This window comes from Nonomuraea sp. NPDC047897, from assembly GCF_043204415.1.
GTDB lineage: Bacteria > Actinomycetota > Actinomycetes > Streptosporangiales > Streptosporangiaceae > Nonomuraea.
The window spans coordinates 251,919-277,864 of record NZ_JBIDCC010000002.1 but is presented as its reverse complement, the minus strand read 5'-3'; the positions used below and the strand labels follow the sequence as shown (position 1 = coordinate 277,864).

Annotated in this window: 17 protein-coding genes; 9 read left to right on the top strand and 8 right to left on the bottom strand. The window is 73.5% G+C overall.

The genetic code is table 11. The features are described from left to right. Window positions 1-79: 79 nt before the first annotated feature. Window positions 80-3,595, bottom strand: coding sequence for a S8 family serine peptidase (locus ACGF0J_RS04690; protein WP_393142087.1), 3,516 nt, complete (start codon window positions 3,593-3,595; stop codon window positions 80-82). Window positions 3,596-3,920: 325 nt separating this feature from the next. On the opposite strand from ACGF0J_RS04690, the gene ACGF0J_RS04685 reads away from it, so the two are divergent. Both ACGF0J_RS04685 and ACGF0J_RS04680 read left to right on the top strand, forming a co-directional pair. Then, window positions 3,921-4,433, top strand: a complete 513-nt coding sequence (locus tag ACGF0J_RS04685; protein ID WP_393142085.1) for an RNA polymerase sigma factor — start codon at window positions 3,921-3,923, stop codon at window positions 4,431-4,433. Next, window positions 4,430-5,287 (top strand): hypothetical protein, encoded by an 858-nt coding sequence (locus tag ACGF0J_RS04680; protein ID WP_393142084.1) that lies wholly within the window; start codon window positions 4,430-4,432, stop codon window positions 5,285-5,287. Before ACGF0J_RS04685 ends, ACGF0J_RS04680 begins: the two co-directional genes overlap by 4 nt. A gap of 88 nt (window positions 5,288-5,375) precedes the next feature. Here the strand turns inward: ACGF0J_RS04680 and ACGF0J_RS04675 are convergent, their stop codons facing one another. From ACGF0J_RS04675 to ACGF0J_RS04650, 6 genes are all read right to left on the bottom strand, one after another. Further along, entirely contained in the window at window positions 5,376-6,020 is a 645-nt protein-coding gene (locus ACGF0J_RS04675) for a response regulator (protein ID WP_393142083.1), read from the bottom strand. Further along, window positions 6,011-7,174, bottom strand: a complete 1,164-nt coding sequence (locus ACGF0J_RS04670) for a sensor histidine kinase (RefSeq protein WP_393142082.1) — start codon at window positions 7,172-7,174, stop codon at window positions 6,011-6,013. The genes ACGF0J_RS04675 and ACGF0J_RS04670 overlap by 10 nt, the downstream gene beginning before the upstream one ends. Before the next feature lie 117 nt (window positions 7,175-7,291). Next, window positions 7,292-8,089: an ABC transporter permease gene (locus ACGF0J_RS04665; RefSeq protein ID WP_393142081.1), complete on the bottom strand. Its 798-nt coding sequence runs from the start codon at window positions 8,087-8,089 to the stop codon at window positions 7,292-7,294. Continuing rightward, window positions 8,086-8,982: an ABC transporter ATP-binding protein gene (locus ACGF0J_RS04660; protein WP_393142080.1), complete on the bottom strand. Its 897-nt coding sequence runs from the start codon at window positions 8,980-8,982 to the stop codon at window positions 8,086-8,088. The genes ACGF0J_RS04665 and ACGF0J_RS04660 overlap by 4 nt, the downstream gene beginning before the upstream one ends. Before the next feature lie 79 nt (window positions 8,983-9,061). Then, window positions 9,062-9,538: a metallophosphoesterase family protein gene (locus ACGF0J_RS04655; protein ID WP_393142079.1), complete on the bottom strand. Its 477-nt coding sequence runs from the start codon at window positions 9,536-9,538 to the stop codon at window positions 9,062-9,064. 39 nt (window positions 9,539-9,577) lie between these two features. Beyond that, window positions 9,578-11,350: an IucA/IucC family protein gene (locus tag ACGF0J_RS04650; RefSeq protein ID WP_393142078.1), complete on the bottom strand. Its 1,773-nt coding sequence runs from the start codon at window positions 11,348-11,350 to the stop codon at window positions 9,578-9,580. Between the two features lie 85 nt (window positions 11,351-11,435). Here ACGF0J_RS04650 and ACGF0J_RS04645 point away from each other — a divergent pair, with 85 nt between their 5' ends. The 6 genes from ACGF0J_RS04645 (at window position 11,436) to nirD (ending at window position 20,754) form a co-directional block, all read left to right on the top strand. Continuing rightward, complete coding sequence (locus ACGF0J_RS04645) at window positions 11,436-13,061, top strand: IucA/IucC family C-terminal-domain containing protein (RefSeq protein WP_393142076.1); 1,626 nt, start codon at window positions 11,436-11,438, stop codon at window positions 13,059-13,061. Between the two features lie 113 nt (window positions 13,062-13,174). Continuing rightward, on the top strand, window positions 13,175-14,485 hold the full coding sequence (locus ACGF0J_RS04640) for an MFS transporter (RefSeq protein ID WP_393142074.1): 1,311 nt from the start codon (window positions 13,175-13,177) through the stop codon (window positions 14,483-14,485). Window positions 14,486-14,511: 26 nt separating this feature from the next. After that, complete coding sequence (locus ACGF0J_RS04635) at window positions 14,512-16,557, top strand: molybdopterin oxidoreductase family protein (RefSeq protein ID WP_393142073.1); 2,046 nt, start codon at window positions 14,512-14,514, stop codon at window positions 16,555-16,557. Beyond that, the gene (locus tag ACGF0J_RS04630) at window positions 16,554-17,951 is read left to right on the top strand and encodes an FAD-dependent oxidoreductase (RefSeq protein ID WP_393142071.1); all 1,398 of its coding nucleotides are present in this window, start codon (window positions 16,554-16,556) and stop codon (window positions 17,949-17,951) included. The genes ACGF0J_RS04635 and ACGF0J_RS04630 overlap by 4 nt, the downstream gene beginning before the upstream one ends. Continuing rightward, window positions 17,948-20,386 carry a nitrite reductase large subunit NirB gene (gene nirB / locus ACGF0J_RS04625; protein ID WP_393142069.1) on the top strand — a complete coding sequence of 813 codons (2,439 nt, stop codon included), beginning with the start codon at window positions 17,948-17,950 and terminating at the stop codon, window positions 20,384-20,386. The genes ACGF0J_RS04630 and nirB overlap by 4 nt, the downstream gene beginning before the upstream one ends. Then, complete coding sequence (gene nirD / locus ACGF0J_RS04620) at window positions 20,383-20,754, top strand: nitrite reductase small subunit NirD (RefSeq protein ID WP_393142068.1); 372 nt, start codon at window positions 20,383-20,385, stop codon at window positions 20,752-20,754. The genes nirB and nirD overlap by 4 nt, the downstream gene beginning before the upstream one ends. A 64-nt stretch (window positions 20,755-20,818) precedes the next feature. On the opposite strand, the gene ACGF0J_RS04615 is transcribed toward nirD, so the two are convergent. Beyond that, window positions 20,819-22,405, bottom strand: coding sequence for an MFS transporter (locus ACGF0J_RS04615; RefSeq protein ID WP_393142067.1), 1,587 nt, complete (start codon window positions 22,403-22,405; stop codon window positions 20,819-20,821). 109 nt (window positions 22,406-22,514) lie between these two features. On the opposite strand from ACGF0J_RS04615, the gene ACGF0J_RS04610 reads away from it, so the two are divergent. After that, window positions 22,515-25,811: a BTAD domain-containing putative transcriptional regulator gene (locus ACGF0J_RS04610; protein ID WP_393142066.1), complete on the top strand. Its 3,297-nt coding sequence runs from the start codon at window positions 22,515-22,517 to the stop codon at window positions 25,809-25,811. The last annotated feature ends 135 nt before the right edge of the window (window positions 25,812-25,946 follow it).

Below are 25,946 nucleotides of genomic sequence, written 5' to 3'. Positions count from 1 at the left end.
CGTTAACGGCCGCCCCAAAAGGAGCCCGCCCCGCCGCCCCGACCGGGCGGCGGGGCGGCGGGGCGGGCCGGGACAGGCGTCAGGACGTGCCGCGGTCCGGACGCTCGGAGACGCGGATCGCGTTCACGATGGGCGAGCCCTCACGTGTCGCGAAGCGCAGGTTGAGCTGCCCGTCGGTGACCTGGACCGTGTACTGCCTGCTGACGGCCGTGTACGTGCCGGCCTCCAGCGCCAGGTCCAGCGCCGGCAGCACGAGCTGCCCCTCGGCCAGCACGTCGAAGACGCGCCGGCCGATCTTCGTCGACCTGGTGTCGGCGAAGCCCAGCTCGATCGTGTAGGTGCCGGCCGGGACGTTGTCGAAGCGGTATTCGAGCATGCCCTCGCGGGCGGTCCTGAACAGCGCCTGGTCGTCGGTCCCCTTGATGGTCCTGGACGTGGAGTGCGTCCGGTTCTGGGTGGCGACGTAGCCGTGGCCGCCCTGGGCGTACCTGCGGTCGGCCGTCCAGGAGTCGCCGGCGGCGTCCACCAGGCCCCTGCTCGCGCCGACGTCCACGGCGACCTGGTGCTTGGGCACCACGACCGACACCTTGACCTCGATGACCGGCTGCCGGCCGCTGGCCGAGCGGATGACCACCTTGCCGGTGCGGACGGTGCCCGGCTGGACCCCGGCGCTGGAGACCGTGACCTTGAGCGCCACCTTCTGGCCCTTGGCCAGCTCACCCGCCGCGGGCGTCACGCCGAGCCAGCTCGACGCCGGGTCGGCGGTGACGGTGTAGGCGGTCGGCGAGCCGAGGTTGGTCAGCTCGAAGGCGCGGCTGCGGCTGGCCTCGCCCGGCATCACCACCGTGACCTCACCCAGCGAGGCGCTGACCCGGCCGGTGACCAGGGCGGTGTCGATCCTGGTCGGTGTGGCCGGAGTGACGGTGACGGGCTTGGTGAAGGTGCCGTAGTGCTCCTTGGACACCTCGACCTGGTAGTCGCCCGCGGGCACCTGGCCGTAGAAGGCGCCGTCGGCGCCGGTGGTGAGGGTGGCCACGTCGCCCACCTTGACCGTCGCGCCGGGCAGCGGGTCGCCGTCGTTGGCGTCGGTGACGACGCCGGTGACGAGGCCGTGCCGGCTGGCGGTGAAGCCGAGGCTCATCCCCTCGGACAGGGCGGCCTCCTCGTACGAGTAGAGCATCGCGTCGGTGCCGGTCGCGTTCTCGAGGCCGACGGTGGCGCTGGTGCCCCGGTCGCGCTGGCTGTCGACGTCCTTGTAGCGGAAGCTGACGCTGCCGTCCTCGCCGAGCAGGGCGGAGAAGGAGATCCGCTGCGCGCTGTCGTTGTAGTACTTGAGGTTGCGCCACTCGATGACGAAGCGGCGGTGCGGCGCGGCGCCGGTGACCGCGGTGTAGACGCCGCCGGCGGCGTCGGCGACGAGGTCGTCCCAGTACGGGTAGACGGCGTTGTTGGGCGTGCCGGCGGTGGGGAGGCGGCCGTTGGAGCCGCTGACGACCCGGTCGGCGGCGAAGGTGGCGAAGCCGTTGGTGCTGATCCACGCCTTGTTCTGCCCGGTGCCGTAGAACGGCACGGGGAAGGGCAGGGTGACCTGCTGGGCCTCGTCGTCGCCGGTGAGGGCGAGCTTGTCGGTGCCCGCGACCCACGGCTCGGCGCCGGCCTGGCAGGTGTAGCCGAAGTCGTCGCCGCGCAGGGCCAGCTCGATGTCCTGCGTCCGGTCGCCGGTGAGGGTCACCCCGACGGACGCGGCGCGGGCGCACCGGGAGGAGGGGGTGACCGCGACGGTGTACTCGCCGTGCGGCAGCGTGAGCCGGTAGCGGCCGGCGGCGTCGGTGACGGTGCTGACGGGGGTGCCGGTGGCCGCCACGGTGGCGCCCGCCTCGGGGCTGCCCGCCGTGGTGACCGTGCCGGACAGCACCGCCTCGGCCTGCTGGGTCAGGGTGACGTCGGCGGTGGCGCTCTGGCCGGCGACGACGGTGGCCGTCGCGGTGCCGCGGGCGTAGCCGAACTTCTCCACGGCGATCTCGTACGTGCCGGGGACCAGGCGCGGCACCGTGTAGCGGCCGTCGGCGCCGGTGACGGCGGTCCGCGTCAGCGGGCCGGTGATGGTGACGGTGGCGCCGGCCACGGGAGCGCCGCCCGAGGTGACGGCGCCGGCGAGGTCGCCGACCTGGTCGGCCGGGGCGGTCCGGACGGCGTTGTAGGCGTCGAGGCGGCCCTCGCCCCAGACGTTGTTGTCGGCCGCGGTGCCGCCGCAGCTCGTGTCGGAGACGTCGATCGCGGTGGTGTCCAGCAGCGGCCGGGTCGCGGCGATGTCGCCCTGCAGGGCGGGCGCGGCCGACCAGATCAGCGCGACGGTGGCCGCCACGTGCGGCGAGGCCATCGAGGTGCCCGTGTAGGAGGCGTACGAGCCGCCGGGCACCGAGGAGCGGACGCTGACGGCGGGGGCGGAGATGTTGGGCTTGATCTCGCCGTTCTCGCCCTCACCCTTGCTGGAGCGGTTGTAGAGCGCGTTGTTGACGTCGAAGCCGCCCGCGCTGTAGCTGGTCACGTACTGGCCGGGCGAGCCGCTGGTGCGGCAGGCGGGGCCCTCGTTGCCGTTGGAGAAGGCCGGGAAGATGCCGGCGGCGACCCACGCCTCGACGGTCTCCTTGTACCAGGGATCGAAGCCGGCGCCGCCCCAGGAGTTGTTGACGATGTCGGGGGCGAGGTCGGGGCGCGGGTTGGCGCCGCTCAGGTCGGTGGGGGCGAGGATCCACTGGCCGGCGGCGAGCAGCGAGGCGTCGGTGCAGGTGTTGACCTCGCAGCCCTTGGCAGCGATCCACTTGACGCCGGGGGCGACGCCGATGCCGTTGGCGCCGGCCATGGTGCCCATGGTGTGGGTGCCGTGGCCGTTGTTGTCGCACGGCGCGGAGGTCGGGCAGACCCGGGCCGGGTCGAACCAGTTGTAGTCGTGGCCGACGACCCCGCCGGCGCCGCGGCCGCGGTAGGAGGCGGCCAGGTCGGGGTGGTCGAACTGGACGCCGGTGTCGATGTTGGCGACGACGATGCCCTCGCCGCGGTTGCCCAGTTCCTCCCACACGCGGGGGGCGCCGATCCGGTCGATGTTCCACTCGACGGCGTTGACCTTGGCCTCGGCCTTGGCCGGGTCCGGCTTGGGCAGGGCGACGGTGCGGACCGGCTCGATGCTCCTGACCTCGTCGAGCTTGGCGATCTCGGCGGCCAGCTTGGGCCCGGCAGTCACCCGCACGGCGTTGACGATCCAGAACGAGGTGTAGTCGGCGTCCTGCGCGTCCAGCAGCTTGCGCAGGTCGGCCTGGGACGACGTGGCCTTGGCGGTCTTGGCCTCGTAGACGAGCTCCGCCTTGTCGTCCTTGGTGCTCGCCCGGCGGGCGGCGCCGAGGTCGGCCGCGCCCTTGAGGCGTACCCAGAAGGTGGACTTGCCGTCCTCGGCCAGTTCGGCGCGGACGGTGGCGTTGATCTTGTCCGGCTCGGGGGCCGCCTGGGCGGCGACCCCCTGCGGGAGCATGAGGGTGAGGGCGGTGATCATCCCGGTGAGTCCGGTCAGGAATGATCGCCGGCGGGGGGTGTACGGCACATGCGCTCCTTCATGCCCGGCGGGGATCGCCCACCGGGGTAGAGCTGATCTTTACGCCTACGGATGAAGGGTGAAGTGATCATGGCCGCTTTGCAAGAGTCTTGGCATAACAAGACTGGACATGTCATGAAATGTGATCTGGTCAGGGCGAGTGTCGTGATCTCGCTGGACGCCCTCGGCGCCGCACCCCGTCCCCGAAAGGACAACCCGCGCGAGTCGCGTGAAATCGGCGGCAGGCTGCCGGACACGTACCCATCGGAAGCAACCGAATGACCTCCGAGGACGGCGCGTGAATGAGCAAGACGACCGGTCACGGTTCGAAGCCGTGTACCGACAGACGTACGAACGGATCTTCGGCTATGCCGTGCGACGCTGCGGTTCACCCGAGGACGCGGCCGACGTCGTGGCCGAGACCTATGTGACCGCCTGGCGGCGGATGTCAGAACTGCCGCGCGGCGAGACCGCCCTGCTGTGGCTGTACGGGGTGGCCCGGCGCGTGCTGGCCAACCACCGCCGCGGCGAGCAGCGCAGAGCCACCCTGCACGCCGAGCTCAAGAGCGAGGCCGAGCACCTCTACACCGCGCACCCGGCCCCGGCCCCGGAGGACCGGGTCGGTCGGGCGATGGACCTGCTCTCCGACCAGGATCGCGAGTTACTCGCCCTGTCCATCTGGGAGGACCTCGACCCGGCCGAGATCTCCGAAGTGCTCGGCTGCTCGCGCAACGCCACCCGCATCCGGCTGCACCGCGCGCGCAAACGCTTCGCGCGCGCCCTGAACACCGTCAGCCCGGCCGTCCGCGTCGCAGCGCGGCCGGTGGCCGAGAAGGAGTCGAAGTGACCGATCACCTGTTCAAGAGCCAGGCCCGCGTGCTGGACGAGGACCTGTCCGGCAGCGCGTCCACCGCGGGGGCGGACGCGCTGCTGGCGGAGATCGTCGTCCTGGAGCGCGTTCCGGCCAGGCGCCGGCTGTTCGCTCCACGCCGCGCCCTGCTCGGCCTGGCCGCCGCCGCGGTGCTGGCGGGAGCCATCGTGGTCGGCCCGTCCCTGCTCGGCACGGAGAACGAGCGGGTGTACGCGAGCCAGGCAGTAACCATCGACCGGCAGGACGACCAGTACGTCTTCTACTTCACCGACGACGACCCCGATCCCGGCGAACTGCGCAAGGCCCTGCGCCAGGTGGGCCTGGACAACGTGACGGTGACGCTGTTCCCCGTCTCTCCCCAGGAGAAGAACCCGGTCTTCGGGTGGGAGAAGACCGACCCCGACGCCCGGGCGGAGTTCACCGGGAGCGACTGCGCCACGCGCGTGTCGCACTGCCTGACGTCCTTCAGCGTCAGCGCCGACATCGAGGGGCCGGCCGAGGTCCGCCTGGGCCGCCCGGCCAGACCCGGCGAGAAGTACGGCCACCCCGCCCAGGCGAGCTGGCCCGGTGAGGCGCTCGGCGGGATCGAGCTCAAGGGACGGACGGCGGGCGAGGCGGAGCGCGTCGTGCGCGAGCACCGCCTGAAGGTGTCCTACGCGCTCGACTGGCCGTTGCCCGGGGACAAGAACGGCTTCAGCGTCGAGACCGACGTGCCCGCCGCCCGGATCGATGCGAACTGGACGGTGTCCAGCGCGGAGACCTACAACGACGGCGTGATCGTCCTGCACGTCACCCCTGGGCCTGGAGCCACCCGGCCGGCCGGCTCCTGACCCGGTGACGGGCCCGCTCCGGACAGCGCCGGAGCGGGCCCGTCACCCCCGGCCGCCGGCCCGGGGAAGGCGCGCGGGGCCCGCCCGGTCACTGGTCGAGGTAACGGAGGATGGCCAGCACGCGCCTGCTGTAGGTGGGCGTCCGGGGCAGCGCCAGCTTGTCGAAGATGGCGTTGACGTGCTTCTCCACCGTGCTGAGCGAGACGTGCAGGTTGCCGGCGATGGCGGTGTTGGCGTAGCCCTGGGCGAGCTGCCGCAGCACCTCGCCCTCCCGCTCGGTCAGCGTGCGCAGCGGGTCGGCGCGCGTGGTGCGGGCCAGAAGCTGGCGCACCACCTCGGGATCGACCACCGTGCCGCCGCCCCGGACCCGCGCCAGCGACTCCAGGAACTCCGCCACCTCCGACACCCGGTCCTTCAGCAGGTAGCCGACCCGCTCGGTCGCCCCCGACAGCAGCTTGGCCGCGTACGTCTTCTCCACGTACTGCGACAGGACCAGGATGGCCACGCCGGGCCAGCGCTCCCGGATCTCCAGCGCTGCCCGCAGCCCCTCGTCGGAGTGGCCGGGCGGCATCCGCACGTCCACGACCGCCACGTCGGGCCGGTGCTCGGCCACCGCCGCGACCAGGGCCGCGGCGTCGCCGACCGCGGCCACCACGTCGTGCCCGGCGTCCGCCAGCAGCCGGGCCAGGCCCTCGCGCAGCAGCACCGAGTCGTCGGCGAGGATCACCCGCACGGCGGCCGCCCGTCCGGGGGCCGCTTCGGCAGGGACGCGGTCACCCGGGTGCCGCCCCCCTCGCCGTCGCCCACCTCGAACCTGCCGTCGAGCGCCAGCACCCGCCTGGCCAGACCGGACAGCCCGCCGCCGGCCGGGTCGGCGCCGCCGCGGCCGTCGTCGGAGACCGCCACCCGCACCTCCCGCTCGTCCTCGTCCAGGACGACCAGGATGTCACGGGCCCCGGAGTGCTTGACCGCGTTCGTGATCGCCTCACGGGCGACGAAGTACAGGGCCGTCTCCACCTCCGAGACCGGGCGGTCGCGCAGCCCGTAGTGGACGGTCACCGGCAACCCGGCCCGTTCGGCGGCACCGGCGAGGGCGGCGCGCAGCCCGAGCTCGTCCAGCGCCGTCGGGTAGATCCGCCACGCCACGTCCCGCAACTCGTCCAGCAGCCGCCGCGTCTCGGCGTAGGCCTGGTCGACCAGCTCGGGGGCCGGGGCGGAGCCGTGCCGGGCGCGGCCGAGCAGCATCGCCAGCGCCACGCCGCGCTGCTGCACGCCGTCATGCAGGTCCCGTTCGATGCGCCGCCGCTCGTCGTCCACCGCCCGCACGATGCCGTACCGGGTGGCGGTCAGCTCGGCGATGCGCCGCCGCATCAGCTCCTCGCGGCCCGGGCCGAGGAACCGGACGGCCAGCCGCCGCTCGGCGGAGGCGACCAGCAGGCACCACAGCGCGGCCAGACCGAGCACGGCCAGGCCGCAGGTGATGCCGAGCACCCAGTTCGCGGTGCTCAGCCGCGCCCCGGGCAGGCGCAGCGACACGCTCTCGCCCTTGCCGTGCAGCATGGCCCACAGGCCGCCCGCGACCAGCACCCCGCCGAGGAACCCCACCGACAGCAGCACGTAACCGCCGACCAGCCCGGCGAGGCCGCGCAACGCCAGGTAGCCCGGTCCGGGGACGCCGGGGCCGGCGTCGTGGCCGAGCCAGGCGGCCAGGCGGGCCCGCTCGACGGCGGCCAGCCGGGGCGCCCACCTGCCGCGCCACGGCCAGGCCGTCGCGAGCAGCGCGAGGGCGGCGGCGCCGGTGAACGTCCCGGCCAGCACCCCGGCCAGCCGCCGCAGCGCGGTCGCCACCAGGGCCGACGCGGTCGTCGTGACCCCCGTCCCTGCCACGGCTCCCCTTCCCTGCAGTCGTCCGCTTCCGCCACCGCCGTGCAGTCTAGGAGCGCGCCCGGCCATGCGGTCCAGGAGCGCACCCGGCCCGCGCAGTCCAGGAGCGCGCCCGGCCGGCTACGCGTCGCGCCGGCGCAGCACGGCATGGCCGACGGCCAGCGCCGTCGTCGTCCAGCCCAGCAGCCAGACCAGCCCCTCCCCCGGCGGGTACGGGATCGGCCCGCCGGTGAGGTTGTCGGCGCTGTCCATGAACGCCAGACCGGCGAACATCGGCAGCCGCATCGCCGCCTCCACCGCCACCGGGCTGCCCGTCATGAGCAGCGCCATCGGCATCCCGAACAGCAGCATGAAGGTCACGGTCAGCGCCCCGGCCGCGCCGCGCAGCGCCGTTCCGACGCCGAGCGCGATCAGCGACACCAGCGCGGCGAACACCCCCAGCCGTAGCAGGTCCACCGCCGTCTCGCCGGCGTCCAGGGTGACGAACCCGCCGAAGACCGGCATCGACAGCAGCGCGTACGTGGCCCCGGCCGCGAGGCCGCCGGCCAGCACTCCGGTCGCGAACATCACCGGTGCCACCACCAGCGCCTTGGCCGCCATCATCCGCCCCCTGACCGGCACGGCCTGCAGCGTGCCGCGGATGCTGCCGGCGGCGTACTCGGAGGTGACGGCCAGCATGCCGAGGGTGACCATGACGAGCTGGGCGAACGTCGTCCCGGAGATCACCCCTTCGGTGGCCGGCAGGCGGGCCGACGTCACGCCTTCTCGCACCAGGTCCGTCGCCCGGGAGGCGCTGAGCGTCACCGCGGACAGCACGGTGGCGGCGGCCGTCCCTGCCAGGCACCAGAGGGTCGAGCGGACCGACCACAGCTTTGTCCACTCGGCGGCCACCGGCCAGGTGACGGGTGTGAGGTTCATCGGGCGCTCCCGTACTCGACGCTGCCGGCGGTCAGCTCCTGGTAGGCCTGCTCCAGGGAGGGTTCGCGGGGGCTGAGCTCGTGCAGCCGGACGCCCGCCTCGTGGGCGAGGTCGCCGACGCGCTCGATCGGCGCGCCGGTGGCGACCAGCTCGTTCTCGCCGCGCCGCTCCACCGCGACGCCGGCCGCCGCCAGCCGTGCCGCGAGGTCCCCGGCGTGCGGGGTGCGGACGAGCACCGCCGTGGCGGCCAGGACCTCGCTGAGCGGGGCGTCGGCGAGCAGCCTGCCCCTGCCGATCACCACGAGGTGGTCCGCGGTGAGCTGCATCTCGCTCATCAGATGGCTGGAGACGAACACCGTACGCCCCTCCGCCGCCAGTGAGCGCATCAGCCGGCGCACCCAGCGCACCCCGTCGGGGTCGAGCCCGTTGACCGGCTCGTCGAACATCAGCACCTCCGGGTCGCCGAGCAGCGCCGCCGCGATGCCGAGCCGCTGGCTCATGCCGAGCGACAGCGTGCCCGCCCGCTTCCCGGCGACGGCGCCGAGGCCGACGGTCTCCAGCACCTCGCCGACGCGGGCCGTGCCGATGCCGTTGCTGCGCGCCAGCGCCAGCAGGTGCGCGCGGACGCTGCGGCCCGGGTGCACGCCCCGCGCGTCCAGCAGCGCCCCGACCACGCGCAGCGGGTTGTCCAGCTCGGGGTACGGCGTGCGGCCGATGAGCGCCCGTCCCGCCGTGGGCCGGTCCAGGCCGAGGATCATGCGCATGGTGGTGGACTTTCCGGCGCCGTTGGGGCCGAGAAAACCGGTGACCGCCCCCGGGCGCAGCCGGAGCGTGAGGTCGTCCACGGCGACGCGGTCGCCGTAGCGCTTGGTGAGATGGTCGAGGCTGATCACGTCACACCACGCTAGGGAACGCCAGGTCCGGCGGCCATGGGGGCGATCCGCCGGTTCCCGTGGGGGTTTCCCGTAACCGTCAGGGCGTCACGGGCACGATGCGCGCCTCGCGCAGCACGCCGGCCTCGATCGTCAGCAGGCCGAGGGTGCCGTGCGGCTGGCGGCGGCGGTCGGTGGGCGAGCCGGGGTTGAAGATGCGCAGGCCCTCGCCCGCCTCGTCGAGCGGGATGTGCGAGTGGCCGAACACGACCAGGTCCGCCTCGGGGAAGCGGCGGCGCAGCCGCGCCGGCCGGCCGCGGGCCGGACCGCTGTCGTGGATCATGCCGAGCCGCAGGCCGTCGAGGGTCAGCTCCAGCGTCTCTGGCGCCGTCACGTCGGGGCCGTCGTTGTTGCCCTTCACGGCGTGGACGGGCGCGTACGCGGCCAGTTCGGCCAGCACGGAGGCCACGCACACGTCCCCGGCGTGCAGGATCGCGTCCGCGCCGCGCAGGTGCTCGGCCACCCGGGGTGGGCAGGAGCGCCAGTGGCGCGGCGCGTGCGTGTCCGACAGCGCCACCACTCTCACCCTTGTCCCCTGCCCGTCCACCCGCCGCCCTCACGCTCCGGCGAGCGGGTTCGGCAGGTACGCCCAGCGGTCGCCCGGCGGGCCGCCCTCGATCTGCATGAGGGTGTGCGCCTTCACCGGCAGTTCCGGGCCGAACAGGGCCGCCCGGTCGGCCTGCCGGCCGGGCGTGGCCGGCAGCTCGTCGAACGCGTGCCGCGCGGCCGCCGCGATCTCGCTCCACAGCCGCGCCTCCCGCTCGCGGTCGCCGCGGCCGAGGGCCGAGACGAGCGTGCCGAACGTGGTGCCGACGAGCGAGCCGAACAGCTTCTCCCGCAGCCGCCGGGGGTCGTCGGTGACGAGGCGGGCGTGCAGCGGCGGCGGCTGCAGCCCGTGGCGGCCGAGCCGGGCGGGACTCACCCGGACGTCGGCCAGGTCGCGGTAGACCAGGCGCAGGGGCCGGCCGTGCCGGTCGAGGACGGCCAGCAGGTTCTGGCCGTGGGCCTCCAGCGCGATGCCCATCGCCAGCAGCCCCAGCCCGGCGGCGAACGCCGCCCGCGCGAACGCCGCCACCCACTCCGTTCCCCCTCCTCCCTCCGTTCCCCCTCCTCCCTCCGTTCCCCCTCCTGCCCGGGTGGCGGTTCCGTGTGTTTCCCGGGTGAGCGGCCCCTCGGCGAGGACGTGGATCAGGGGTGGGGCGCCGTGGGCCGGCCGCGTGGTGAGCGCGGCCAGCGGCACCACGACCTCCCCCGGTCCGGCGAACCGTGAGGGCGGCTCGCGCAGCAGGACCGCCACCTCGGCGCTGGGCCGCCCGTCCACCAGCACGGCGGCCCCGCACAGGTAGCGGGCGATGTGCGGGCCCGCCCTCCCCAGCCGGGCGGCGGCCCGCGTCAGCAGGTCCGACAGCGGGACGGCGTCCCGCACGGATGCCGCGGAGATGTCGCGGACGTGCGAGGTCATCCGCGCCGAGACGGCCGTCTTGACGTGCGGCCCGCCGTCCAGGGGCGCGAGGGTGCGCAGCGACATCAGCGGACGGGCCGGGATCATTCCGCGGCGGGACGGCTCCAGCCCCAGCTCCGGCAGCCGGTGCCTGCTCTGCCAGGGGTGCACCGGCACCAGGACGTGGCCGCCGTCGGTCAGTCCGGCCGGCCACGGGCCCGCCACGAGGCAGCGGGCGGCGGGCACGGCCACGAGGTCGAGCGGCACGACGGGCCGGTGTTCGGGCGCGTACGCGAGCTGTTCGGCGACGGACAGTCCTGGCCGGTTGCGGCAGCACGGATGGTACGGGTGCCCGTCGACCACCGCCTGCTCGAACTCCTCCAGCCCCCACCCGGGGGCGCGGGCGGCGTCCTGCGCTGCGGCGTCCCAGGCCGCGGCCTTGCAGGCGGGGTCGAGGGCCGCGGCGCCCGCCCGGGACAGGGCGAGGGAGGCGGTGCCGCGTTCCAGGTCGCCGATCAGGCGGGCCGTGCCGGGCAGGCCGAGGGCGGCGAGGAGGCGTGCGGGGTCGGTGTGGGCGCGCCCGTCCAGCCGCACCACGGACGGCGGGTCGGGGGCCAGGTCGGGGGCCAGGTCGGGGGCCAGGTCGTGCGGGAGGCTGGCGGGGCCGGTGAGGAGGCGGCCGTCGCCGAGCCGTACGCTGCCCGGACCGCGCGCGGCGACGCCCGGCAGCGGCTCGTACAGCAGCCCGCGCCAGAGCCGGGCGAGGACGGCGGCCCGGGCGCCCGGCAGCGCGGCCGCGTAGGCGTCGGTCAGGCCGGGCCGCACGGCGGCGAGCTCGGCGGCGAACCCGGCTTCGACTTCTCCGAGAGCCGGCGGAACGTGGAACATCACCCTCCATTACCCGAAGTGCCGGAACCGATACCGAGGGTAGGAAGATGTCATGTCATGTCGGGACATAGGGGAAGTTCTCACCATGACGGCCCTGCTCAACTGCGTCCTGCGCGAGGTCGCCCGGCCGGACCCGGACGGCCATCGCCTCCCGGCCACCGGTCGGCTCCTCCGCGTCCACCCGGCCCACCCACATCCCCGGGACGGGAACGGTCGCGGCGGGGCGGGGCGGTTCCCGTCCTCGGTGGAGGTGCTCACCCGCGAGGGCTGGCGGCCGCTCTCCCTGGACGGGTTGGTGGCCGTGGTGGGCGACGAGCTGCGGGCGGGCACCGGGGTCGGCAACGACGCCCTGCCCGGCGAGATCGCCCACAGCCGGGACGTCGTCGCGGCGCTGGCCGCCGCCCGCCGCGAGGCGGCGCCACCGGACGATCCGTACCTGCGGTCGGAACAGGCGCTGCTGGCGGGGCACCGCTACCACCCAGCGCCCAAGGCGCGCGGCGGGAGAGAGCCGGACACGTGGCTGCGATACGCCCCCGAGGCGTACGCGCGCTTCCCGCTGGAGTTGCTGGGCGTGCCCGAGGAGATGCTGGTGGAGGAGGGCGATCCGGCGGCGCTCGACGGGCTCGGACCGTCCCCGCCCGACGGCTACCGCCTGCTGCCGGCCCATCCGTGGCAGCTCGACCTGCTGGGCGGCCTCCCGGGGCGCGGCCGGGGCGGGGCGCACGGCCCGGTCCCGGGAGTGGTGCGGCTGGGGCGCACCGCGGTGGCGGCCGTGCCGACCTCGTCCCTGCGGACGGTGTACCTGCCGGAGGCCGACGTGTTCTGCAAGTTCAGCCTCGACGTGCGGATCACGAACGACGTGCGGCGGCTCTGGCTGCGGGACCTGCGGTGGCTGACGGCGGTGGACGGCGTGCTGCGGACCGTCTTCGACGACCTGCCGGGACACCTGCCCCGGCCGTCCGTGCTGTCGGACCGCGGTTACCGCACGGCGGACCCGGGCGGGCCGGACGGCGGCGAGGCGCTGGCGGTCGTGGTGCGCGACGGCCTGCGGAGGCACCTGCGCGCCGGGCTGACGCCGTTGCTGGCGGCGGGGATCAGCGAGGGCTACCCGGGGGCCCCGCTCGACGGCCTGGATCGGGCCGGGGCGGTGGAGTGGTGGCAGCGCTACCTCGACCACCTCGTGCCGCCGGTGCTGCACGCGTACCTGCGGCACGGGGTGGTGCTGGAATGTCACCTGCAGAACGTGCTCGTCGGCGTGGACGGGGCCACGGGGACGCCGGGGCAGGTGATCTTCCGCGACCACGAGGGGGTGAAGCTCGTCGCGGACCGACACCGCGACCTGCTGGCCGGGCGCGACGCGACCGGCGGGCCGGGCGTGAGCGCCGCCTACGGCTGGGAGCGGCTGGTGTACTGCCTGGTGGTCAACCACCTGACGGAGATCGCCGGCGCCGTCGGCGAGCGGCATGCCGGGCTGGCCGGGGAACTGTGGGGACGGGCGCGGGCCGTGGTGGCGGCGTGCGCGCGGGACCACGACGACCCGCCCGAGCTGCGCGCCCTGCTCGCCGCCTCGCACGTCCCCGCCAAGGCCAACCTGCTGCTGCGCTGGACGGGCGCCGACGGCGGCGCGATGCGGTGCGTGCCGGTGCCGAACCCGCTGGCCCCCTCACACCCCGATTGTTTCGACCGTGTTTCCGGCGTTACCCATGTGTAGCCGTTGTTACAGCGGTGAATGACCCGTAACGGAAGCACCGCCACGGACTGCAAGAGTGCGTAACCCGTCGTTCCTACGCTCAACGAGCACGAAACAGAGCGTAGGAGGCGATGATGGCGCGGTGGCTCGCCGAATGGCACCCCGATGACGAGGCGTTCTGGGAGCGCAAGGGCAAGCGGGTCGCCCGGCGCAACCTGGTCTTCTCCGTCTTCGCCGAACATCTCGGGTTCACCGTCTGGACCGTGTGGAGCATCGTGGCGACCAAGATGGGCAGCTACGCGTTCTCCACCGACCAGCTCTTCTGGCTGGTGGCGCTGCCCAACCTGATCGGGTCGGCGCTGCGCATCCCGTACACGTTCGGCCCCGCCAGGTTCGGCGGGCGCAACTTCACCGTGGCCAGCGCCCTGCTGCTGCTCCTCCCGGCCGTCCTGCTCGGCTTCGCCGTGACCGACCCGGGCACGCCGTACTGGATGTTCCTGCTGATCGCGGCGCTGGCCGGCGTGGGCGGCGGCAACTTCGCCTCCAGCATGGCCAACATCACCTACTTCTACCCGCGCTCCAAGCAGGGCGTGGCGCTCGGGCTGAACGCGGCGGGCGGCAACATCGGCGTCAGCTCGGTGCAGCTCGTCATGCCGCTGGTCATCGGCTCGCTCGGGCTGGCCGCCGCCGGCTGGTTCTGGGTGCCGTTCATCGTGCTGGCCGCCGGCTGCGCCTGGTTCTTCATGGACAACCTGACCAGCGCCAGGGCCAACCCGCGCGAGCAGCTCGCGGTGGCCGGGCGGGCGCAGACGTGGGTCATGGCGTTCCTCTACATCGGCACGTTCGGCTCGTTCATCGGCTACTCGACGGCGTTCCCGCTGCTCAGCCAGAGCGTCTTCCCCGACGCCCCGTACGCGGCCGTGGCGTTCGTCGGGCCACTCCTCGGCTCCCTGATCAGGCCGGTGGGCGGCTGGCTGGCCGACCGCATGGGCGGCGCGCCGGTCACGCTGTGGAACTTCGCCGGAATGGGCGTGGGCGTCGTGCTGGCGTGGCTCGCCATCACGTCGGGCTCGTTCTGGCTGTTCTTCCTCGCCTTCCAGACGCTGTTCGTCACGGCGGGCATCGGCAACGGCTCCACGTACCGGATGATCCCGGCGATCTTCCAGGCGAAGGCGGTCGCCGAGCGCGGCCAGGGCGAGGAGGCGCTGCTGCACGGCAAGCGCCAGGCCTCGGCGGCGATCGGCATCATCTCGGCGGTCGGCGCGCTGGGCGGCTTCCTCATCAACCGGGCGTTCGGCATGTCGTTCGCGGCGACCGGCAGCCCCGCGACAGCCTTCCTCGCCTTCGGCGCGTTCTACCTGGCCTGCTTCGCCCTGACCTGGTGGTGCTACATGCGCACCGTCGGCGTCTCCCGGGTGGCCAGCCTGGCCCACGCCCGGGTCTGAGAACCCCCCGACAAGCCCAGTCCGGCATGACGACCCCTGGTAGGACGAACGTGGAACTCCCCGTGCTGACGCACTGCCCGTACTGCGCCCTGCAGTGCGGCATGGCGATCACCCCAGAGGCCGCCATCACCCCGCGGACCGACATCCCGGCCAACGCCGGCGGCGCCCTGTGCCAGAAGGGCTGGACCGCGGGCGAACTGCTCACCAACGGCGCACGGCTGACCAGCCCGCTGCTGCACGGCAGGCCCGTCCCGTGGCAGGTCGCCCTCGACCACGTGGCCGGCCGGCTGTCCCTGATCCGCGCCGAGCACGGCCCCGACGCCGTGGCCGTGTTCGGCGGCGGCGGGCTCACCAACGAGAAGGCGTACCAGCTCGGCAAGTTCGCCCGGGTGGCGCTCGGCACCAGCCAGATCGACTACAACGGCCGCTTCTGCATGTCGTCGGCGGCGGCCGCGTCGCTGCGGGCGTTCGGCATGGACCGCGGGATGCCGTTCCCGATCACCGACCTGGCCGAGGCGGACGTGGTGCTGCTGGCCGGCGGCAACGTGGCCGAGACGATGCCGCCGTTCGTCCGCCACCTGTCGGGGCCCCGGCTCATCGTGGTGGACCCGCGCCGCACCGCCACCGCCAAGCTGGCCTGGCTGCACCTGCAGCCCACCCCCGGCACCGACCTGGCGCTCGCGCTCGGCCTGCTGCACCTCGTCATCGCCGAAGGGCTCGCCGACGAGCGGTACATCGCCGCCCGCACCACCGGCTTCGAGGAGGTGCGCACGTCGCTCGCGTCGTGGTGGCCGGAGCGGGTCGAGCGGGTGACCGGCGTGCCGGTGGCGCGGATGCGGCAGGCCGTACGGGCGATGGCCGCCGCCGGGCGGGCGATCGTGCTCACCGGCCGGGGCGCCGAGCAGCACGCCAAGGGCACCGACACGGTGACCGCGTTCATCAACCTGGCGCTCGCGCTCGGCCTGCCCGGCACGCCCGGCTCCGGGTACGGCTGTGTCACCGGCCAGGGCAACGGCCAGGGCGGCCGCGAACACGGGCAGAAGGCCGACCAGCTCCCCGGCTACCGCAGGATCGACGACCCGGCGGCCCGCGAGCACGTCGCCAAGGTGTGGGGCGTGCACCCGGACGACCTGCCGGGCCCCGGCCGGTCCGCCTACGAGCTGCTCGACGCGCTCGGCACCCCGGGCGGGCCGCGGGCGCTGCTGCTGTTCGGCTCCAACCCGGTGGTGTCGGCGCCGCGCTCGGCGCACGTCACCGGGCGGCTGGACGCGCTCGACCTGCTGGTGGTGTGCGACGTGGTGCTGTCGGAGACCGCCGCGATGGCCGAGGTGGTGTTCCCGGTGACGCAGTGGGCCGAGGAGACGGGCACGATGACCAACCTGGAGGGCCGGGTGCTGCTCCGCCGCAAGGCGGTCGAGCCGCCCGCCGGGGTGCGCAGCGACCTGGACGTCATCCGGGAGCTGGCCGCCCGGCTCGGCCACGCGTGGCCGTCGGACCCGCGCGCGGTGTTCGACGAGCTGCGCGAGGCGAGCGCCGGCGGGCCGGCCGACTACGCGGGCATCACCTACGAACGGATCGAGGCGGACAAGGGCGTCTTCTGGCCCTGCCCGTCGCCGGACCATCCGGGCACGCCGCGCCCGTTCCTCGACCGGTTCGCCACGCCGGACGGCCGGGCCAGGTTCACCCCGGTCGAGCACCGGCCCGCGGCCGAGGAGATCGACGAGGACTACCCCGTCTACCTCACCACGGGACGGGTGCTCGCCCACTACCAGAGCGGCGCCCAGACCCGCCGCGTCGGCCCGCTGGTCGAGGCGGCGGCCGAGCCGTTCGTGGAGCTGCACCCGGACCTGGCCGAGGAGCTGCGGATCGGGGCGGGCGACAGGGTGCGGGTGAGCAGCCGCCGGGGCGAGACGGAGGGGACGGCGAGGATCAGCGACGCGATCAGGCGCGACACGGTGTTCATGCCGTTCCACTGGGAGGGCGCCAACCGCCTGACCAATCCCGCGCTCGATCCGACGTCCCGGATGCCGGAGTTCAAGGTGTGCGCCGTCAAGGTGGAGAGGGTCGCATGAGACTGGTCGTCGTAGGGAACGGCATGGCGGGCTCCCGCCTGGTGAGCGAGGTGCGGGCCCGCGACCCGCACCTGCCGATCACCGTGGTGGGAGCGGAGACGTGCCAGCCGTACAACCGGGTGTTGCTGTCCAACGTGCTCGCCGGGAGCACCAGGGCCGAGCAGGTGCGGCTGCTCGACCCCTCCTGGTACGCCGCGCACCGCGTGGAGGCGATCTTCGGCAGCGCGGTGACGTGCCTGGACCGGGACGCCCGCGCCGTGGTCACCGAGGACGGGCGGCGGGTGCCGTACGACGTGCTCGTGCTGGCCACCGGCAGCGACGCCGTCGTGCCGCCGATCCCCGGCGTGGAGCGGGCCGTCCCGTTCCGGACGCTGGACGACTGCGAGCGCATCCTCGCGTCGGCGGGCAGCAGCCGCCGGGCCGTGGTGATCGGCGGCGGGCTGCTCGGCATCGAGGCGGCCCGCGGCCTGGCCGGGCGGGGCCTGCCGGTGACGCTGCTGCACCTGGCCGGCCACCTGATGGAGCGCCAGCTCGACGTGGAGGCCGGGCAGGTGCTCGGCGAGACGCTGGCCGGGCTGGGCGTGGACATCCGCACCGGGGTCAACGCGGAGGCGGTCCTGGCGGACGGCGTCCGGCTCGCGGACGGCGAGCTGGTCGAGGGCGAGCTGGTGATCCTGGCCTGCGGGGTGCGCCCGGTGACCGGGCTGGCCGCCGAGGCGGGCCTGGAGGTGCGCCGCGGCGTCGTGGTGGACGACGAGATGCGCACCGACGACCCGTCGATCTTCGCGATCGGCGAGTGCGCCGAGCACGACGGCACCGTGTACGGCCTGGTCGCCCCCGCGTGGGAGCAGGCGGGCGTCGCCGCGGACGTCATCACCGGCGGCAAGGCGCTCTACCGCGGGTCGCGCATGGTGACCCGGCTCAAGGCGCGCAGCGTGGAGCTGGCCGCGATGGGCGAGACCCAGCTCACCGAGGAGCACGCCGAGGTGGTGCGGTTCAGCCACCGGGCCCGCGGCACCTACCGCAAGCTCGTCATCCGCGACGGCCGGCTGGTCGGCGCGATCGTGCTCGGCGAGAGCGACGCGGTCGGCACGCTGACGCAGCTTTTCGACCGCGGCGGCCCGCTGCCGGGCGACCGGGCGGGGTTGCTGTTCCCCGGCCTGTCGGCGACGGCGCACGTCGCCGACAGCCCGACGCTGATGCCGGACGCGGCGAAGGTGTGCCAGTGCAACAACGTGACGAAGGGCCAGATCCGGGCGTGCTGGGAGGCCGGCGCGCGGGACGTGGCCGGGATCGCGGCCGCCACCAGGGCCACGACCGGGTGCGGCACCTGCCGCGACGCGGTCGAGGGGATCGTCGGCTGGCTGTGTGAGCAGGAAGGGGTTTCGGCATGAGCAACGTCGTCGTCGTGGGGTTCGGTCCGGCCGCCCACCGGTTCGTCGAGACCTTGACGGAGCGCGGGTTCGGCGGGCGGATCACCGTCATCGGGGAGGAGCCGCGCCCGGCCTACGACCGGGTGGCGCTGACCTCGTACCTGACGGACAAGAGCCTGGAGGAGCTCACCTACGCGGTGCCGGACGGGGTGGTGACCCGGCTGGACACCCGGGTCACCGGGATCGACCGGGAGGCCCGCGTGGTGACCACGGCCGACGGGACGGCCGAGCCGTACGACGTGCTCGTGCTCGCGACCGGGTCGGCGCCGTTCGTGCCGCCGGTGCCGGGCGCCGAGCACGCCTTCGTCTACCGCACGATCGACGATCTGGACGCCATCCGCGACGCCTCGCGGGAGGCGTCCGAGGGCGTCGTGGTCGGCGGCGGGCTGCTCGGCCTGGAGGCGGCCGACGCGCTGCGCGGTCTCGGGCTGCGCACCCACATCGTGGAGATGAGCCCGTGGCTGATGCCGCGCCAGGTCGACGAGGGCGGCGGCTCGGTGCTGAAGGGCCACATCGAGGGCCTGGGGCTGAGCGTGCACGCCGGCGCGGGCGTCAAGGAGATCGTCACCGACGCCGCCGGCCGGGTCACCGGGCTGCTGAAGCCGGACGGCACGCTGCTCGACGCCCAGGTGGTGGTCTTCTCCGCCGGGGTCAGGCCGCGCGACGAGCTGGCCCGCGCCTGCGGCCTGGAGGTGGGCGAGCGGGGCGGCATCGTGGTCGACGAGGGCATGCGCACCTCCGACCCGGCCGTGTACGCGATCGGCGAGTGCGCGCTGGCCGGCGGCATGGTGTACGGCCTGGTCGGGCCGTGCTTCACGATGGCCGAGGTGGCAGCCGACCGCGTCCTGGGCGGCGGGTCCGGCTTCGCGGGCGCCGACCTGTCCACCAAGCTGAAGCTGCTGGGCGTGGAGGTGGCGCAGTTCGGCGCGATGGACGGCGCGCTCGACGTGACCTACATGGACCCGGTGGGCGGCGTCTACAAGAAGCTGTTCATCAGCGACGACGCGCGGACGCTGCTCGGCGGCATCTGCGTGGGCGACGCCGGCCCGTACACCACGCTGCGGCCCTTCGTCGGCAAGCCGCTGCCGGCCGCGCCGTCGGACCTGCTGTTCGCCGGCTCGGGCGGGGCGAACCTGGACCTGCCCGACGAGGCGCAGATGTGCTCGTGCAACAACGTCACCGCGGGCGCGGTCCGCACGGCCATCGCCGACAAGGGCGTGACCGACGTCCCCGGCGTCAAGGCGTGCACCCGGGCGGGCACCACGTGCGGGAGCTGCGTGCCGATGCTCAAGCAGCTCCTGGAGAAGTCGGGGGTGGAGATCAGCAAGGCGCTGTGCGAGCACTTCACGTACTCGCGGGCCGAGCTGTTCGACATCATCCGGGTGCGCGGCGTCACGACGTTCTCCGAGCTGATCGCGAACCACGGGACCGGGCGCGGCTGCGACATCTGCAAGCCGACGGTGGCCTCGATCCTGGCCTCGCTGCACAACGGGCACGTCCTGGAGGGCGAGCGGGCGACGCTGCAGGACACCAACGACGCGTTCCTGGCCAACATCCAGAAGAACGGCACCTACTCGGTCGTGCCGCGCATCCCCGGCGGCGAGATCACCCCGGACAAGCTCATCGTGATCGGCGAGGTGGCCCGCGACTTCGGCCTCTACACCAAGATCACCGGCGGGCAGCGGATCGACCTGTTCGGCGCCCGCGTCGAACAGCTCCCGCAGATCTGGAAGCGGCTGGTGGACGCCGGGTTCGAGTCGGGTCACGCGTACGGCAAGGCGCTGCGCACGGTCAAGTCGTGCGTCGGCTCCACCTGGTGCCGCTACGGCGTGCAGGACTCGGTGGGCCTGGCCATCGCGCTGGAGCTGCGCTACCGGGGCCTGCGCGCGCCGCACAAGCTCAAGTCGGCGGTGTCGGGATGCGCCCGAGAGTGCGCCGAGGCCCGGTCGAAGGACTTCGGCATCATCGCCACCGAGCAGGGCTGGAACCTGTACGTGGGCGGCAACGGCGGCTTCAAGCCGCGCCACGCCGACCTGTTCGCCTCGGACCTGTCGACCGACGAGCTGATCAGGACCATCGACCGGTTCCTCATGTACTACATCCGCACGGCCGACCGGCTCCAGCGCACGGCCGCCTGGATCGAGTCCGTCGAGGGCGGCCTCGACCACGTCCGCGACGTGATCGTGCACGACTCGCTGGGCCTGTGCGCGGAGCTGGACGCGCAGATGGCGCACCACGTGGCCACGTACGAGGACGAGTGGCGCGCCACCATCGACGACCCGGAGAAGCTGAGCCGCTTCGTCAGCTTCGTCAACGCCCCGGGCGTCCCCGACCCGTCGATCGTCTTCGAACGCGAACGTGACCAGATCAAGCCGATGGTGGTGACTTCTTCATGAGCTGGATGACCGTATGCGACTACCACGTCCTGCTGCCGGAGCGGGGGGCGTGCGCCCTGGTGGGCGGCGAGCAGGTGGCCGTCTTCCGCACCTTCGAGGGGCAGGTGTACGCGATCGGCAACCTCGACCCGTTCAGCGGCGCGTACGTGCTCTCCCGGGGCATCGTGGGCACCAGGGGCGGCGAGCCGACCGTGGCCTCCCCCCTGCACAAGCAGGTGTTCTCCCTCGTCACGGGGGTGTGCCTGGACGATCCGGGCGTGCGAGTGCCGACCTATCCGGCGCGGGTGGTCGACGGGCGGGTCGAGGTGGCCGCCGGAGCCGCGATCGTGGAGGCGGCCGGCGAGCGCCGCCTCGTGGACGCCTCGTAGCGACTCGTCAGCGCCGCCACCGCGGCGACCAGCCGCAGCGGTCCCTTCCCGCCTGCCGTTGCCTTCAGCTCTCGGCTGGTTGGATGGGTCTGCCGGCTTCCGGCGCGGGCTTCGCCTCGCCGGGCCGGTCGCCGCCCGCACTCCGCCGGCGCAGCGCGGTCATCGCGATGAGCGCGGTGAGGACGCCGATGGCCACGCAGACCATGGCCACCACGTTCAGACCGTTGGTGTAGGCCTCGCGGGCGCTGACCAGGAGTCGCCCGCCCACTTCGGCGGCGACGTCGTGGCTCGTCGCGAGGGCCCCTTCGAGGCTCTCGCGGGCGGCTTCGGCGTCGGCCGCGGGCAGGCCGGCCGGTACGGCGACGTAGCTCCGGTAGACGACGGAGCCCAGGCTGCCGAGTACGGCGATGCCGATGGCGGTTCCGAGGTGGCCTGCGGTTTCCGAAAGTGAGGCGGCGGAGCCTCCCTTCTCCGGCGGTGCGGCGCTGACGATCAGGTTGGTGCCGAGAGCGCCGATCGGACCGATGCCGAAGAAGCTGATCACGAAGCCGGTGACCAGCAGCGGCAACCCGCCGGCCGGGTCGACGAAGGCGATCAGAGCGTATCCGGCGGCCGTGATGGCCAGACCGGCCGCGATGACGGTCGCGGTCGACATGCGCTTGGCGAGAGCAGGGGCCAACTGCGCGGCGACGATGGAGGCGATGGCGGAGGGCACCATCCACATGCCGGCCTGGATCGGGGACAGGTTCTCCACCATTTGCAGGAAGCCGGTGATGAACAGGTAGCTGCCGGCGACGGCGACCATGATGACCACCTGGATCGTCAGTGCGGCGGTGAAGGCGCCGTTGCGGAACAGCCGGACGTCCAGGACGGGGTTGTGCAGCTTGCCCTGCCGGGAGACGAACACTGCGCCGATCACCACACCGGCCAGGGCGGCGACAGTCGGCACCACGGCCCAGCCGTACTTGGTGATCTCCTTGAGACCGTAGATGAAGGGCAGGATCGCGGCGAGCGAGAGCACCACGCTGAGAGGGTCCATTCTCCCGCCGGCCGGGTCCTTGTACTCGGGCAGCAGCAGCGGGCCGGCCACGAGCAGGATCAGACCGACCGGTACGCCGAGCAGGAAGACCGACCCCCACCAGAAGTACTCCAGCAGCAGACCACCGATGACGGGGCCGAGCGCGGTGCCGGCCATGAAGCAGCTGGCCCACAGCGCGAAGGCGCGGCCGCGCTGTCCGGGGTCGTGGAACATGTTGCCGATCAGGGCCAGGGTGGACGGCATGAGGGTGGCCGCGGCGACGCCGAGCAGCGCGCGGCTGACGATCAGCATTTCGGCGCTGGCCGAGTAGGCGGCCAGCAGCGAGGTGAGGACGACGGCGACGGCGCCGACCATCAGCAGCTTGCGGCGGCCGATCCGGTCACCGAGAGTTCCCATGGTGACCAGGAAACCGGCCATGAGGAATCCGTAGATGTCCATGATCCATAGCGTTTGGTTGCCGCTGGGGCGCAGCGACTCCGCCAGCGCAGGCAGTGCCAGGAACAGCACGCTCTGGTCCAGGGACATGAGCAGGGTGGGCAGGGCCAGAACCGCGAGTCCGATCCATTCCCGTGCGCCGGCCTTCGGGTGGGCCGCGGGAGTGTTGGCTGTCATGTTTTCCTTCCGTGTTCGATATGGGCATCACCGTGCCCGCGGCCACTCCCGGAGCGCTCTCGGTCCACTCTCGCTGACCTGCCTGTGCCGCTGTTGATAGCGTGACCGGGTGCGTTTCGGAGTGCTTGGTCCGTTGGGGGTGTGGACGGACGACAACCGGCCGGTCCAGGTACCCGAACTCAAGGTCCGCGCTCTGCTCGCCTGCCTGCTGGCGCACGAGGGCCGCCTCGTCTCCGCCGACCGGCTGGTCATGGACCTGTGGGGCGTCAGGCCGCCGGGCGACCCGGCCGGTGCGTTGCAGAACAAGGTGTGGCAGCTGCGTCGGGCCTTGGAGGGCGCCGAGCCCGGTGGTCGCGACTTGGTGGCCCGGCAGGGGCACGGCTACCGGCTGCTGGTGGGGTCCGGTGCCGTGGACGCGGACCGGTTCCACGATCTGACGACCCGGGCACGCGCGTCCGAGGACCCACGCGTCCGGGCCGGCCTACTGGCGGACGCGCTGGCGCTGTGGCGAGGCCCGGCGTTCGCCGACTTCGCCGACGAGGAGTTCGCCCGCGCCGCGAAGGACAGGTTGGAGGAGCAGCGACTCACCGCCTTGGAGGAGCAGGCCGAGACCCGTCTCGCCCTGGGCGATCATGCGCTCGTCGCCGACGAGCTGGTCGATCTGGTCGACCGGTACCCCTTGCGCGAACGGCTGCGCGCCGCCCATGTCCGGGCCTTGTATCTGGCGGGGCGGCAGAGCGCCGCGCTGAGCAGCTACGCGGAGCTGCGCGCACGTCTCGCAGACGAGCTGGGCCTGGACCCGAGTCCCGAGCTGGCCGCGTTGCATCAGGCGATCCTGACTCAGGACCCCTCCCTCAGCCCCGCGCCCTCGCCGGCCACCACCGCGGCCCGCCCGGCGACGAATCTGCCGGCCGCGCTGACCGAGCTGATCGGCCGGGACGAGGCCGTCGAGGAGCTGCGTACGCTGCTCGGCACCCATCGGCTCGTGACCCTGACCGGCTGCGGCGGGGTCGGCAAGACCCAGCTGGCACTCGCGGCAGCCGCCCGGGTGGCCCCGACGTTCCCGGACGGCGTGCGGCTGGCCGAGTTCGCCGCGCTCGCCCCACATCCGGGATCACCGGCGAACAGGCCCGGCCGACGTCCCACGGCGGTGCCGACGGAGGTGCACGAGGCGGTCGCCTCGGTCCTCGGGATACGGGACGACATCGTGGTCGTGCCCGGAGGCGGCTCCCTTTCGCTGACCGACCGGATCGTCCAGGCGATCGGGGCCCGGCCCATCCTGCTGCTCTTCGACAACTGCGAGCATGTGATCGAACCGGTCGCCGCATTGACCGAGGAACTGCTCAAAAGGTGCCCGGCCCTGCGGATTCTGTCGACCAGCCGGAGCCCGCTGGGGGTAACCGGGGAGTATCTCCGGGAGGTGCCCCCACTGCGGTGGCCCGAACCGTCGTCGAAGGCTTCCCCTGAGGCCCTACGGCGCTTCAGCGCCGTCGAACTGTTCGTCAGGCGTGCCACGGCGGCCGCGCCGGGCTTCGTCCTGGACGAGTCCAACACCGAGGCGGTGGGGTCGATCTGCCGGCGCCTCGACGGCATTCCGCTCGCCCTGGAGATGGCGGCCACCCGCGTGCGCGCCCTCGGGGTACGGGAGTTGGACGCACGTCTCGACGACCGTCTGCGTCTGCTGACCTCCGGCGCGCGTACCGCCCCGGCCCGGCAGCGGACCCTGCGCGCGGTGATCGACTGGAGCTGGGAGCTGCTCGGCGAGCAGGAGCGGGCGGTGCTCCGCCGCCTGGCCGTGCACATCGGCGGCTTGACGCTCGCAGCGGCCGAAGAGACCTGCGGCTTCGACGGGCTGGGGCGCGCCGAGGTCCTGGATCTCCTGGCCCGGCTGGTGGACTGCTCGCTCGTGGTGATGACCGAGGGTGCCGACGGGCCGCGCTACCGTCTGCTGGAGTCCGTCACCGCGTACTGTCTGGAACGCCTGCGCGAAGCGGATGAGCTGACGGAGCTGCAACGCCGGCACCGCACCTACTACACCGGTCTCGCCGAGCGGGCCGGACCATGTCTGCGTGGCCACGACCAGGGCCGTTGGCTGCGCCTCCTGGACGCCGAGAACGCGAATCTGCGCGGCGCACTGGACAGCGCCGTACGGTCCGCGGACGCCGAGTGCGCGCTGCGCCTGGCCAACGCGCTGACCTGGTACTGGCAGCTACGCGGCCGCACCGGCGAGGCCGAACGTTCACTGACCTCGGCGCTGTCGCTGGAGGCCGCGGCGCCGGCCGCGCTGGCGGCCAGGGCCACCGCATGGCGGGGCGGGTTCCGGCTGGCGCTCGGCGGCAGCGCGGACCCGCTCGCGGACTACCGCACCGCGCTGCGCCGTTACGCGGAGGTCGACGAGCCGCAGGAGCGAGCCCACGCACAGTGGTTCCTCGCCTCCAACCTCTACGGCATGGGCGACACCGGTCCCAGCAAGGATCTGCTCCATGACGCGTTGGCGACGTTCCGTTCGTACGGGGACCGCTGGGGTACCGCGGCCGCGCTGAGCACCCTGGCCTTCCACGCCAAGTTCCGCGGGGATTTCGACGCGCTGCGGCGTGACGGGGAGCGGAGCCTGGAGATGTTCGGGGAACTGGGCGATCAGTGGGGGCGACTCCAGGCGATGGTGCCGTTGCAGACGCTCGCGGAGGTCTTCGGCGACTATCCGCAGGCCCGGCGGCTGTACCGGGACGGGCTGCGCATCGCGGAGGACCTCGGGCTCTGGCCGAACGTCACCTTCCAACTCGCCGGACTCGGGCGGATCGCGCTGCTGATGCGCGACTACCCGCGGGCTCGGGAGTTCCACGAGCGTGCGCGGCGGCTCGCGGTCGAGCAGTCGGACGCGTTCGGGGAGCAGTACGCCGAGATCGGCCTGGGGCTGGGCGCGCGGCGCGAGGGCGATCTGAGCGCCGCAGAGGCTCACATGCGCAATGTCCTCGCGCTGCACCAGAAGCTGGGGTACGAGCCGGGCATGCCCGCCTTGATCCTCGCGGAGCTGGGCTTCACCGCCGAACTGCGCGGCGATGCGCGGCGCGCGCGGGAGCTCCAACTGGAGGGACTGGCCGCAGCCCGGTCCACGGGTGATCCGCGTGCGATCGCGCTGGCCCTGGAGGGACTGGCGGGAGCGCAGGCGCTGGCGGGTCATGCTGATCACGCGGCCCGGTTGCTGGGAGCCGCCGCGGCGGCGCGGCTCTCGGTGGGGGTCCCCCTGCCCGAGGGCGAGCGGGACGACGTGGACCGTGTCGAGACGCTGGCCAGGCGGACCCTCGGCGTGGCGGAGTACGACGCCGAGTTCGCGCGGGGCCGCGAGTCGGGGCCCACGGCTTGCCTCGACCACCCGTCGCTGACGGCGGATCGCCGGACTTCGTGATCTCCTCCGCACGGGGGAGGAGATCACCTGCGGCACGTGCGGCCCCGGGTGCGCGGGGTGTGTGGTGGCGCCGTCGGCCGATCTCCCCGGCTCCGGGCACGGGGTTCTCCGCGTACCCCCAGCCTGAGGTGATGT